Here is a 12,674-nt window from a genome sequence, read left to right on the forward strand (position 1 = left end):
CAAAATTTAAAAGTATTTCAACCAAATTGAAATTTAAAGTTCTTTGTAACTATGCTAAGTAGAAGACATATTCGTGTTAAAGTAATGCAAGTTTTATATGCATTTAGTGGTTCTGAAAGTGATGATTTTTCAAAAGACCAAAAGTTTTTATTATACAGTATTGATAATATGTATAATCTGTATTTAATGTTAATGTCTTTAATGATTGAAGTTAGTAAAAAATCTAAAACTCAATTAGAAACAATTCAAAAAAAGCATTTAGCAACTTCAGAAGAAAAAAATCCAAACAAAAAGTTTATAAATAATCAAGTATTACAGCTTATTGCTAATAATTTAGTTTTAAAAAACACTTTTGAAGTTCATAAAATAAATAACTGGCAATTGGATAACGAGTATGTAGATATTATCTATAAAGATATTATTGCAAGCGATTTGTATAAAGATTATATGCAAACTAAAACATCAACTTTTAAAGAGGATAAAGACTTTATAACAGATGTTTTTAAAGAAATAATTGCACCAAACGAAAAACTATACGATTACATAGAAGATAAAAACTTAACGTGGTTGGATGACTTACCATCAGTTAATACATCTATTGTAAAACTATTACGTAAGATAAAAGAAACGTCTGACGACCATCTTTTAACACCAAAATTATATAAAGATATAGAGGATAAACAATTTGCAATAAACTTGTTTAAAAAGACCTTATTAAATCAATCTAAATTAGGTGAAGAAATTACAGCTAAAACTAAAAATTGGGATACAGAGCGTATTGCAAGTATAGATTTAGTATTATTAAAAATGGCTATTTGCGAACTTAAAAACTTTCCATCTATTCCTACTAAAGTAACTATAAACGAATACTTAGAAATAGCAAAAGAATACTCTACACCAAAAAGTAGTATTTTTATAAACGGAATCCTTGATAAGTTATTAAAAGAGTATCAAGAAGAAGGGAAACTAAATAAAATAGGAAGAGGATTGATGTAGTTAAAAATTATTATTATTTTTACACACCAAAAATTATAAAACAGAAGCCAAAAATAAAGGCTTCTTCAAATCTAAAAATAAGTATTATGAAAAAAGTAATGATTCTATTAAGCGCAGTATGCTTAATAAGCTTAACATCATGTAAGCAAGATGCAGCAGCAAAAATTGATTCTAAAAATGTAGCAGCAGCTGCAACAAGAGATGCAAAATCTAACAAATTACCAGTAATCACTTTTGATAAAAAAGAGCATGATTTTGGAGAGATTCTTAATGGAGCTCCTCAAGAGACAGTATTTACTTACACAAACACTGGAGATGCTCCATTAGTAATTACAGATGTAAAAAGTACTTGTGGATGTACAATTCCTAAAGATTGGTCTAGAGAGCCATTAGCAGTTGGACAATCAGACAAGTTTACAGTAAAGTTTAATGGTAAAGGTGCTAACAAAACATCTAAAGTTATAAACATTACTGCTAACACAGCAACAGGAAAAGAATCTGTAAAGATTACTGCTTTTATCAAGCCAGATCCTAATGCACCAGTTAAAGCAAAACCAGCAGCAAACCGTAACTTAGGACCAGTAATTCAGAAATAATGGACGGAATTAGCGGTTTTTTACCAATAATAGCAATGTTTGCTGTAGTGTACTTCTTTATGATTGCACCACAGATGAAGCGTGCTAAACAAGAAAAACTTTTTGCTGCAGATTTAAAACGTGGTGACAAAGTAATTACTAAAAGTGGAATGCACGGAAAGATTGCAGACCTTAACGATAAGGATAATAGTTGTATTATAGAAACTATGTCTGGAAAGTTAAAGTTTGATCGTTCTGCAATTTCTATGGAAATGAGTAAAGCTCTTAACAAATCAACTACAGATTTAAAAAAGTAGTATTTTGTTAATTTAATATAAAAAAAAGGCGACCATTTGGTCGCCTTTTTTAGTTAACAGTTTTTGTACTTATCATGTAAACCTTTAGAGTCTATAATCATTGGGATAATTTTTTCAAGTCTAGACAGCTTTGTAGCTTCTCTTTTAGCTTCAGTAATATAATTGCAATACTCACGCTGTTTTGAAGGCGATAAGCCTTTAAAAGCAATATTTAAGTCAGTATTACTTTTAAAAACTTTTATTAATTCTTCTGGAATAATAATATCTTTTGTTGTTGTTCTAACCGGTTTTAATTCTTTACCTAATTTTTGATTATCAATAGCCTCTTTAATATAATCTAAAACTAGAGGTTTATTAATAGCTTCTAGAGTTGTAAAACGTAATTGACGCAACGCTTTAGTTTTACCTTCTTGTGCATTATGCAGCATGTTATGTTTGTCCTTTAAAAACACACCATTAAAAAACCACAAGCAAAAGTATTGTTTAAAAGCACCTAATCCAACCACATTTTTACCTTTATGGCTATAAACAGGAGCACTCCATTTAATGGTTTCGTCTAAAGATGTAGATAATAGTAAATCACGTAGTAGTTCTAAAGCCTCTTTATAATCAGCGTTTATTTCTATATATTCTTCAACCGAAGTCACTTTTTTCATTGTAAATTATCTTTAGCCTAAAATTAATAAATAAAAAGATTAAACAATAATTAATTAGTAATCAGACGCTTTCAAAAAAATCACTATTAATGTGATTTTTTTGTTTTGATGTCATCTAAAACTTAGATATATTTACAGTCTACTTTGGGGAGATACTCAAGCGGCCAACGAGGGCAGACTGTAAATCTGCTGACTACGTCTTCGCAGGTTCGAATCCTGCTCTCCCCACATTTTAATAAAAAAGCCTTCTTAAATTTAAGAAGGCTTTTTTTATGATATAATTATTTAGAAATGTCAGTTTTTAAAACTCCATTAATGCTTTTTTATAAGATTTTAAATCTAAAATATTCATGCTATTATCAAGGTTTCCAATTAACGAAATTAAATAGCTAAGACTTTCAACTGGATCTGTGTTAGTCTCTTCTGTTTCGATAACTTCAGCCTCTTCATCTTCTATTGGACTGTCTTCTGGAATTGCTATTAAAAAAGAATCGTTTGCTTCTATATGCTCATAAGTATAACGAAGTACTTTTACTGCTAAAGGTACTTTTACTTCTAAGTCTAAAACATAAGTCCTTAAAGCTTTAATGTCGTCAATTAATACATCTGTATTTATACCTGTTTTATTTAGGTTTTTCAGAATTTTGTCTATTAGTGTAATTGCTTTTTTATTTTCCAAGAGTAAAAGTTAAATAGGTTAGTGCCTTTTGTTGCGCAAATTTAATTTTTTATTTCCTCACAAAAACTAATTCTAGGTGTTTATTTTTAAACTTATATACTACTTGATGAGTTTTTTTTGATAAAATTAGTCAGTTTGGGTAAGTTTTACGTTTAAAAATGAGTAAAATTTGTATCGAGAATAAGAATTTTTACTCAAAAAATTTCCGATACTATTTTTTGTTCCTCAAAAATCACTCAAACAGACGTTTATCTTAACACTAACTGTGCTTTTTCCAATAGCGTTTACCATAGCCACAAAATATTTCTTCTCCAGCTTTTATCTTTTTTGTTGCTTTAATACACACGTTATTATCCTCGTCTAAAGTAATTTTTGCATTGTTTTTAAACGGACTATTTTTTGACCCTTTGGTGTCATTAGCATATTTAGCAAAGCAATCTGTATGCATACTATCCATAATGCTACCATCTAATAAGTTTATAAAATATTGGTCTTGGTTTTGTTTGGCTCTTTTATCTGCTTCAATTGCATCAATAATTTCTCCTTTAAATAAAGAGATTACTTCATTTTTATAAATGTCTATTGCTGTAAACAAACCATTGCCAGCGTTTTGTATTTGTGATGCTTGGTAGTATAAGTAATCAGACTCTGAAGTGTCAATTGTATTGTTTTGAATATTGCTGTTGATAATAAATGTGTTTGATTTGAGAAAGTTCTTTTAACGTTGTTGTGTATGGTTAGTTGCGTGGTTGCAAGCAACTAATTTAACAAAAATGGAACGAACCAGAGGAAAATCCGTAGGATTTTCCAAGTAGGCGAGAACCAAGCAATTAAATATACACGTCTTAAGTTTGCAATTCACTAAATTTAAGTATTAATCAGAAAGAACAAAAGAGAGAAATAAGATTACTATACACGGTGAAGCTTTAGACTTCGACAACATTGATAATCCTCTCTCTTTTACTACTTAAACTTCGTTCAGTTCTGTGAGACCTAGATCTCGATTTTAAGTTGTTGAAATGTGAGTAGCTTCTGTTCTTTCCAAATTTTAAGTTGTTATGACTAAAGATAAAAAATTTTATGGTATTGACATTAGTAAAAATGTTTTTGATGTCTACAGTAAAACAAAAGGACATTATCAATTACAAAATGATGAAAAAGGCTTTAAACAGTTATTAAAAAGTTTACCCAAAAAGGCATTAGTAGTCATGGAGGCTACAGGTTATTATCATTACAGATTAGCACAGTTTTTGTATAAAAATGGAGTGTTAGTTTCTGTAGTTAATCCATTATCTGTAAAACGCTTTATCCAGATGAAATTAGCAAAAGTAAAAACCGATAAGAGCGATGCAAAATCCATTTGTGAGTACGGAACCATTAACGAGGTTCCATTGTATAATGGGCTAACAGATGTGCAAGCAGAATGCTTACAGCTGTTTAGATTACTGGATAGTTACGTTAAAAAAAGTACAGCCACAAAAAATAAAATTCATGGCGAGAACACTTTAGGAATACCATCAAAAACGGTTTATCAATCCTTAAATCGCGACTTAAAGCATTTAAAGAAAGAGATTTTACATTTAGAGAAACGCCTTTTAGAATTAGTAAAACAAGAACAACAAGCGCAATTAACATTATTGCAAACCATACCAGGAATAGGGATGAAAACTGCATTATTTTTAATAGTAGTCACAGATGGTTTTAAGAAGTTTGAAACTGCATCACAACTTTGTAGTTACGTTGGAATAACACCAACCATTAGGGAATCAGGAAGTAGCGTAAGAGGACGAAGCAGAATAAGTAAAGTAGGAAATAAGAAGCTTCGGAATTTAGTTTTTTTAGCAGCGTTTTCTGCCAATAAATATAACAAAGCCTGTAAAGCTTTATTTGACCGAATTGTAGCAAAAGGAAAGAGTAAAAAACTAGCATTAATAGCAGTCGCAAATAAACTACTAAAACAAGCTTTTGCAATAGCTAAAAGTGGACTACCTTATGATGAAAACTTTGTTTCAAAATTAACTTAAAATCGCTTGTTTTTTAACTCAGTTCTTTGTTGTATGCAGTTTTTTATTCAGATTATCTATTGTAAGGTGCTATAGCAGTAATCCAACCATCTATTTCTATTTTAATATCAGATAGATATTCTCCTGTATTCAAATCGAATCTCCTAAAATGATTATTACTCACAACTACAAAATTATCATCTCTAATAGATAAAGTATAAAGGTTTGGAATATCAGTTTCTAGAATAAATTCATTTTGTCCTGATGTTTCGTTTATACGGATAATTGGGTCTATTGAACCATTATAAACATAATATTTATTTGAGTCATATATGGCAATGTCATTAATATTAGTGTTTTCTATAGGTGTTGAACTAACAAAAATTCCAGTTTTTGTGATTTCTATAATTTGCCCATAAGTTGAATAGTAAATATGATTATCAGAGACAGCGATTCCTTCGGTTCTTATATTATCTATTGTTGATATTACTTCTCCGTTATCAGGATTTAGTTCATAAATAGGGTTATGGGTAACGATTCCGTTTGTTGTATCTATTGATTTCGCACCTCCTAACCATAATGAGTTTCCGTCAAAATCTAGCGCATGTGGTGAGCCATTTGAATCAGGTAAAGGTAATATGTTTTCTATAGTTGAGTTTGTTTCATTATACAGATAAATTCCAGAATTCCCGTATGATGGATGCACAAGTATCCACCATTTTATATCGTTATTTTCAGAAGTAAAATTTTCTTCAAAAGTAAAATCTACAGGTTCATTATCACAAGAAAAAAAGGTAATTAAAATAGGCGCTAGAAATAGAATAAATTTAGATATTTTCATGAATTGCTTTTTGTATTTCAATCAACAATTATACCAATAAGCACATAATTTGGTCAAATTGCATACAACGTATAGATAAGGAGAGTTTTCAATTCTCTTTATCGAATGTTAAACGAAGTTAGTTGTTTTTTCTGACAAAGTCAAGTGTCTTAAAACCAAAAAGCCAAAACAGATTTGTTTTGGCTTTTTGGTATATTGTTTGAGTAAAACTAATTATTTTTTTCAGCTGTAATCTCGCAAATTTTGCAAATTACTTCTGTTGCTTTTATCATACTTTCTACAGGAACATACTCGTATCGTCCATGAAAATTATGTCCTCCAGCAAAAATATTAGGACATGGTAAACCCATATAACTTAATTGCGATCCATCTGTACCACCACGTATAGCTTTAATAAGCGGTTTGATGTTTAATTGTTTCATGGCTTCTTCAGCAATATCTACAATATGCATTACAGGCTCTACCTTTTCTTTCATATTAAAGTATTGATCCTTGATGTCTATAGTTACAACTTCACGTTCGTATTGGTTGTTAAGCTCATCAGTAAGCTTTTGCATCATTTCTTTTCTAGCTTCAAAATGACCTTTATCATGATCTCTGATAATGTATTCTAAAACCGTTTCTTCTACTTCACCTTTAATAGAGTATAAGTGAAAAAAGCCTTGATAACCTTCCGTATGTTCTGGTGTTTCTAATCTTGGTAAAGAGTTAATAAACTCTGTAGCAATGTACATGCTATTTACCATTTTTCCTTTTGCATAACCAGGATGAACAATTTTTCCTTTTACTTTTACAACAGCTCCTGCTGCATTAAAGTTTTCGTATTCTAATTCTCCAATTTGGCTACCATCCATAGTGTAAGCCCATTCTGCACCAAATTTTTCGACATCAAACTTATGTGCACCACGACCAATTTCTTCGTCTGGTGTAAAACCAACTCTAATTTTTCCGTGTTTAATTTGTGGATTAGCCACTAGATATTCCATTGCAGATATTATCTAAGTAATACCAGCTTTATCATCTGCACCAAGTAATGTGGTACCATCTGTTGTAATTAATGTTTGACCTTTGTATAATAGTAAATCGTCAAAATAATCTGGAGATAGTATAATGTTTTCAGCTTTGCTTAAAACAATATCTTTTCCGTCATAGTTTTCAATAATCTGAGGTTTTACATTGGCTCCTGTAAAATCTGGTGTAGTATCAAAATGAGAAATAAACCCAATAGTTGGCACTTCATGATCTACATTACTAGGTAAAGTTGCCATAATATAAGCATGCTTATCTATAGTGACATCTTCCATACCAATTGCTTTAAGCTCGTCCACCAAAGCATTGGCTAAATCCCATTGTTTTGCTGTACTTGGTGTAGTGTCACTTGCTGGATCAGATTCTGTATCTACAGTTACGTAACCTACAAATCTTTTAATTATATCTTCTTTAGAAATCATTTTTATCTACTTTTATTTGAAAGTATAAAGTTACGATTATTAAGTTTTTTATCTTTTGAATTGCTCATTTTTTTAATTAGAATTACTTTTGTGCAAACATTATTAGATGTACAAATTACTGCTTAGACCATTATTTTTTCTTTTCGATCCTGAAAAAATTCATCATTTTACATTTTCATTAGTAAAATTTACTTCAAAAATTCCTGGATTTACTTCAATATTTAGAAGTTTGTATGTTATTGAAGATCCTAAATTAGAACGAAACATTTTTGGTTTAACCTTTAAAAATCCAGTAGGATTAGCAGCTGGTTTTGATAAAAATGCAGTGTTATATAACGAGTTGTCAAACTTTGGCTTTGGGTTTATAGAAATTGGTACTGTTACACCAAAAGGTCAAGCTGGTAACCCAAAACAACGTTTATTTAGATTAAAATCTGACCAAGGGATTATTAACAGAATGGGCTTTAATAACGAAGGTTTGGAGAATGCTATAATTCAGCTTAAAAAAAATAAAGGCAAGCTTATTATTGGTGGAAACATTGGTAAAAACACACAGACTAAACCTGAGGATTATACTAAAGATTACCTAGAGTGTTTTAACGGTTTGCATCCTTATGTGGATTATTTTGTACTTAATGTAAGTTGTCCAAATGTAGGCAGTCATGCTAAGTTAAATGATAAAGATTATTTACTAGAGCTTATTAGTACTGTACAAAAAGCAAATAAAACGTTTGCAAAACAAAAGCCAATTGTACTTAAAATTGCACCAGATTTAAACGATATCCAATTAGATGAAATTATCGAGTTAGTTAAAGAAACTAATTTAGATGGAGTTATAGCAAGTAATACATCTGTAGATAGATCTAATTTAAAAGCTACAACAGAACGATTAGAACAAATAGGAAATGGAGGCGTAAGTGGACAACCTGTTAAAGATAAATCTACAAGAGTTATAAAATATTTAGCAGATAAAAGCAATAAGGCTTTTCCAATTATTGGAGTAGGAGGTATCCATTCTGCCCAAGATGCTTTAGATAAAATTGAAGCAGGAGCAGACTTAGTACAAATTTATACAGGTTTTGTATATGAAGGACCAAGCCTAATTAAAAAGATAAATAAAGCTATTTTAAACAACAGTTAAATGAATTACGAGACGTTATTTGGGTTTGTTTTAGCAACATCTGTATTAGCTATTTCTCCAGGTCCAGATAATATTTACGTGTTAATGCAAAGCATTACTAATGGTCGTAAATATGGGTTAGCCACAGTTTTTGGGTTAATAACTGGTTGTTTAATACATACTACTTTAGTGGCTTTTGGTGTGTCTGCAATAATTAAGCAAAATGACAACTTATTTTTTGCTATTAAATTTTTAGGTGCAGCCTATTTATTATTCTTAGCGTATAAGGTTTATAAAAGTGATGTAAAAGTAGCTTTAAGTAGTGATTCAGTTCCAGAAAAAAGCATGTGGCAGCTATTTAAACAAGGATTTATAATGAATGTACTAAATCCTAAAGTATCTATTTTTTTCTTAGCCTTTTTTCCAGGTTTTTTGTTCTCAGATAGCTTATCAACTGTAACTCAGTTTTATGTTTTAGGCTTGTTTTTTATGGCAACATCATTTATAGTATTTTCTACTATTGCTATTTTGGCTGGATTTATTTCGGATTATTTAAAGCATAGTAAAAGTATTGGAGTCGTTTTAAAGTGGTTACAGATTATTGTATTTATTGGAATAGCAATATTTATTTTTTGTTCAGAAAAATAACTACTTTTATACAAGATTTAAAACTATAAATGTCAAACCACGTTAAAGTTATAGAATGTCCTAGAGATGCTATGCAAGGTATAAAGCAATTTATACCAACTGAGCAGAAGGTACAATATATCCAATCGTTACTTCGTGTTGGGTTTGATACTATAGATTTTGGTAGTTTTGTGTCACCAAAAGCAATACCGCAAATGGTGGATACAGCTAAGGTTTTATCACAATTAGACTTATCTAAAACAACCAGTAAATTATTAGCAATTGTTGCTAATACTAGAGGAGCTGTAGATGCTTGTAAACATCCAGAGATTGATTATTTGGGCTATCCTTTTTCAATTTCAGAGAATTTTCAAATGCGTAATACGCATAAGACTATTGCACAATCTGTGGTGACATTACAGGATATTTTAAATAAAGCAGATGCTGTAAATAAAGAGGTAGTCGTTTATATTTCAATGGGATTTGGTAACCCTTATGGAGATCCTTGGAATGTAGATATAGTAGGAGAGTGGACAGAACGTTTAAGTAAAATGGGAGTTAAAATCTTGTCTTTAAGCGATACTGTAGGGACTTCTAATCCAGAAAATATAGATTATTTGTTCTCTAATTTAATCCCTCAATATTCTAATATAGAGTTTGGAGCACATTTACACACCACACCATCTACTTGGTTTGAAAAAGTTAATGCAGCCTATAGAGCTGGATGTAGACGTTTTGATGGAGCAATTCAAGGTTTTGGAGGATGTCCTATGGCTAAAGACGAATTAACTGGAAATATGCCTACCGAAAAAGTATTGTCTTATCTAACTACAAAAAAAGCTTCCAATTTAAATGCAATGTCTTTTGAAAGTGCATACAATGAAGCATCTAAAATCTTCACTAAATACCATTAATCTTTTTGTATTATTTATTTGAAACAATTTTAACGTTTGTTAAATTGCTGTATTACAAATATTTAAGAAAAAATCTCTTTTTTTTATTTAAATTAATTCTAAATAAACTTGTGTAAATTAGTTTTCATTTTTATTTTTGCGCTCGAAATATAAAACTATTTATAATTAGTCTAAATAAAAACAATGAAAAATTTAGTATCAGTAATTACAATTTTAATAAGTGCAATATCATTTGCACAAACAGCACCAGATTCTTTATCAGTAAATCCGCAAACACAAATTAATGCTGCACAACGTATATTATCAGGTAACATTAATTCTGGTGTAACCGTTGGTGGATATGGAGAGATTACGTACAACCAACCAGAAGGTGATAATGGAGAGTTAGATGTACAACGCTTAGTATTACTTTTTGGTTATAAGTTTAGCGATAAAGTACAGTTTGTAACAGAAATAGAATTAGAGCATGTAGAAGAAGTTTTTGTAGAACAAGCTTTTGTACAATACGCTTTAGGAGATAATATTAATGCACGTGGAGGATTAATGTTAGTGCCAATGGGAATAACAAATGAATATCATGAACCAACAACCTTTAATGGTGTAGAAAGACCATCAATTGATGCTAGTATTGTGCCAACAACTTGGAGAGAAATTGGAGTAGGAGTACAAGGTCGTTTTAACGAGATATCTTTAGGATATCAAGCATATATCTTTAATGGTTTTCAATCTATAAATGAAACAAAAACATTAGGAGGAAGTAATGGATTACGTAATGGACGTCAAAAAGGTATTAGGTCTACAGTAGATTCTCCAAACTTTTCTGCTAAAGTAGATTACTATGGTTTACCAGGATTGCGTTTAGGATTATCAGGATATTTTGGACGTACACAAGCAGAAGATGATGTAGAGCATATTGATGGAACTAGCATAGGAATATCTATGATTGGTTTTGATGCAAGATATGCTTACCAACGTTTTACTGCACGTGGACAATTTATTCATGCTAGTTTAAGCGACACAGAGGATTATAATACATTATATACTGCAGACTTGGGTAGTGCTTTACAAGGTTGGTATTTAGAAGGTGCTTATAATTTATTACCACAAAATAAGAGTCAACAATTATTTGCATTTGCTAGATATAGCGATTATGATACACATGCATCTGTTGCAGGTGGATTAACAAAAAATGATAGTTATGATCGAGACGAATGGACGTTTGGATTAAGCTATAAAATGGCTCCAGGAGCTGTGTTAAAAACAGATTATCAATTAAAAGGTAATGCGTTTGAAAACTCAGAAACTGTTGGTCAATTAAATGTTGGTTTAGGAGTTTGGTTCTAAACCTAATGGTTATTATTTAAGTGCTTAGTAGTTTTTACTGAAAATCAATTTTCAGTAAAAGCTATTTGGCACTTTAATTGCTTAATGACTCAATATTATTAATACTTTTGCATCATGAAAATTAAATTTCTTTCAGTATTATTTTTAGCATTTGTTTTACTTGCTTTTGGATTACCTAAAAGCATTCAGAAAAAAGTAGATAAAGCAATTAAAGACACGTATCAGGTTGACACATTTTTATTTGAATCTAAATTAATTTCTGAAGACATTGCAAGTACATTACCTTCAAAATTTGGAACTGATAATTTTTTCGAAATTAAGTCAGACTCAACACTTTTAGGTTACGCTTATGTTGCAAAAGCACCAAGTAAAACAGATCAGTTTGATTATTTGGTATTATTAGATTCCGATTTAATCGTAAAAAAAGCAAAAGTTTTAGTGTATAGGGAAGATTATGGAGGAGAGATTGGAAGTAAACGTTGGTTAAAACAATTTATAGGAAAAACACAAAACGACCAATTAAAATATGGAGATAATATAGTTGCTATTTCTGGTGCTACTATATCTGTACGATCTATGACAGAAGCAATGAATAACCTTTTAGCATCATTAAAAATACTAAATCAAAAAGCAGCTTTGTAATGCAATTAAACGGACTAATATATTCGCTTCCAAAAGAAATAAAACTATTACTAACAGCTTTTGTAATAGTATTAAGTATTGGTTTTTTTACTGGATTATTATTTGTTAACCAGACCTCTACTGCAAATCCAAATGGGATTGAAGAACAATATTTAGGGAATGAAAATGATGAGGAAGCTACAGTAATGAAGTTTAAAAAAACCGAAAAACAAATGCTAAATATTGTGCATAGCCACATATTATCTATGGCTTTAATATTTGTTTTATTAGGTGCAATTTTATCTACTACTCAACTTAGTTATAAACTAAAAGTCTTTTTAATGATAGAGCCTTTTTTATCTGTTGTTTTAACTTTTGGAGGTTTGTATTTACTTTGGAAAGGGATTACTTGGATGAAATATATAGTAATGGTATCTGGTACTTTAATGACTTTAAGTTATTCAATTTCTGCTTTAATTATACTTAAACAGTTATTGTTTAGCAAGAAAGTAAAAAGCGAATAGTAATTA

14 protein-coding genes, 1 tRNA gene and 1 pseudogene are annotated in these 12,674 nt (G+C 30.2%); 11 read left to right on the forward strand and 5 right to left on the reverse strand.

From position 1 onward, the window contains the following. Positions 1-51: 51 nt before the first annotated feature. The 3 genes from nusB (at position 52) to yajC (ending at position 1,888) form a co-directional block, all read left to right on the forward strand. Complete coding sequence (gene nusB, locus SJY17_RS09295) at positions 52-996, forward strand: transcription antitermination factor NusB (RefSeq protein WP_397362292.1); 945 nt, start codon at positions 52-54, stop codon at positions 994-996. Between the two features lie 86 nt (positions 997-1,082). Then, a complete protein-coding gene (locus SJY17_RS09300; protein WP_397362293.1) occupies positions 1,083-1,592 on the forward strand; it encodes a DUF1573 domain-containing protein in 510 nt (169 codons plus the stop codon). Further along, on the forward strand, positions 1,592-1,888 hold the full coding sequence (yajC, locus tag SJY17_RS09305; protein WP_397362294.1) for a preprotein translocase subunit YajC: 297 nt from the start codon (positions 1,592-1,594) through the stop codon (positions 1,886-1,888). Before SJY17_RS09300 ends, yajC begins: the two co-directional genes overlap by 1 nt. 53 nt (positions 1,889-1,941) lie before the next feature. Here yajC and SJY17_RS09310 read toward each other — a convergent pair whose 3' ends face one another. Next, entirely contained in the window at positions 1,942-2,544 is a 603-nt protein-coding gene (locus SJY17_RS09310) for a YdeI family protein (protein WP_397362295.1), read from the reverse strand. A 146-nt stretch (positions 2,545-2,690) separates the two neighbouring features. Between SJY17_RS09310 and SJY17_RS09315 the strand changes: the two genes are divergently transcribed. Continuing rightward, positions 2,691-2,772: transfer RNA gene (locus tag SJY17_RS09315), tRNA-Tyr, on the forward strand. A gap of 73 nt (positions 2,773-2,845) precedes the next feature. On the opposite strand, the gene SJY17_RS09320 is transcribed toward SJY17_RS09315, so the two are convergent. Beyond that, positions 2,846-3,223: a hypothetical protein gene (locus SJY17_RS09320; RefSeq protein WP_397362296.1), complete on the reverse strand. Its 378-nt coding sequence runs from the start codon at positions 3,221-3,223 to the stop codon at positions 2,846-2,848. Positions 3,224-3,482: 259 nt separating this feature from the next. Further along, positions 3,483-3,818, reverse strand: a complete 336-nt coding sequence (locus SJY17_RS09325; protein ID WP_397362297.1) for an SET domain-containing protein-lysine N-methyltransferase — start codon at positions 3,816-3,818, stop codon at positions 3,483-3,485. 463 nt (positions 3,819-4,281) lie between these two features. Here SJY17_RS09325 and SJY17_RS09330 point away from each other — a divergent pair, with 463 nt between their 5' ends. Next, entirely contained in the window at positions 4,282-5,247 is a 966-nt protein-coding gene (locus tag SJY17_RS09330; protein ID WP_397362259.1) for an IS110 family transposase, read from the forward strand. Between the two features lie 52 nt (positions 5,248-5,299). Here SJY17_RS09330 and SJY17_RS09335 read toward each other — a convergent pair whose 3' ends face one another. Together SJY17_RS09335 and pepT are read right to left on the reverse strand one after the other, a co-directional pair. After that, complete coding sequence (locus SJY17_RS09335; RefSeq protein ID WP_397362298.1) at positions 5,300-6,067, reverse strand: hypothetical protein; 768 nt, start codon at positions 6,065-6,067, stop codon at positions 5,300-5,302. Positions 6,068-6,276: 209 nt separating this feature from the next. After that, a pseudogene (gene pepT / locus SJY17_RS09340) lies at positions 6,277-7,518 on the reverse strand (peptidase T). Positions 7,519-7,624: 106 nt separating this feature from the next. On the opposite strand from pepT, the gene SJY17_RS09345 reads away from it, so the two are divergent. The 6 genes from SJY17_RS09345 (at position 7,625) to SJY17_RS09370 (ending at position 12,668) form a co-directional block, all read left to right on the forward strand. After that, a complete protein-coding gene (locus SJY17_RS09345; RefSeq protein WP_397362299.1) occupies positions 7,625-8,659 on the forward strand; it encodes a quinone-dependent dihydroorotate dehydrogenase in 1,035 nt (344 codons plus the stop codon). Then, positions 8,660-9,286 carry a LysE family translocator gene (locus SJY17_RS09350; protein ID WP_397362300.1) on the forward strand — a complete coding sequence of 209 codons (627 nt, stop codon included), beginning with the start codon at positions 8,660-8,662 and terminating at the stop codon, positions 9,284-9,286. Between the two features lie 29 nt (positions 9,287-9,315). After that, positions 9,316-10,179 (forward strand): hydroxymethylglutaryl-CoA lyase, encoded by an 864-nt coding sequence (locus tag SJY17_RS09355; RefSeq protein WP_397362301.1) that lies wholly within the window; start codon positions 9,316-9,318, stop codon positions 10,177-10,179. A 183-nt stretch (positions 10,180-10,362) separates the two neighbouring features. Continuing rightward, positions 10,363-11,523: a porin gene (locus tag SJY17_RS09360; RefSeq protein WP_397362302.1), complete on the forward strand. Its 1,161-nt coding sequence runs from the start codon at positions 10,363-10,365 to the stop codon at positions 11,521-11,523. A gap of 114 nt (positions 11,524-11,637) precedes the next feature. After that, positions 11,638-12,165, forward strand: coding sequence for an FMN-binding protein (locus SJY17_RS09365; protein WP_397362303.1), 528 nt, complete (start codon positions 11,638-11,640; stop codon positions 12,163-12,165). Beyond that, positions 12,165-12,668 carry a hypothetical protein gene (locus SJY17_RS09370; RefSeq protein ID WP_397362304.1) on the forward strand — a complete coding sequence of 168 codons (504 nt, stop codon included), beginning with the start codon at positions 12,165-12,167 and terminating at the stop codon, positions 12,666-12,668. Before SJY17_RS09365 ends, SJY17_RS09370 begins: the two co-directional genes overlap by 1 nt. The last annotated feature ends 6 nt before the right edge of the window (positions 12,669-12,674 follow it).

The organism is Olleya sp. R77988 (assembly GCF_044594215.1).
Lineage (GTDB): Bacteria > Bacteroidota > Bacteroidia > Flavobacteriales > Flavobacteriaceae > Olleya.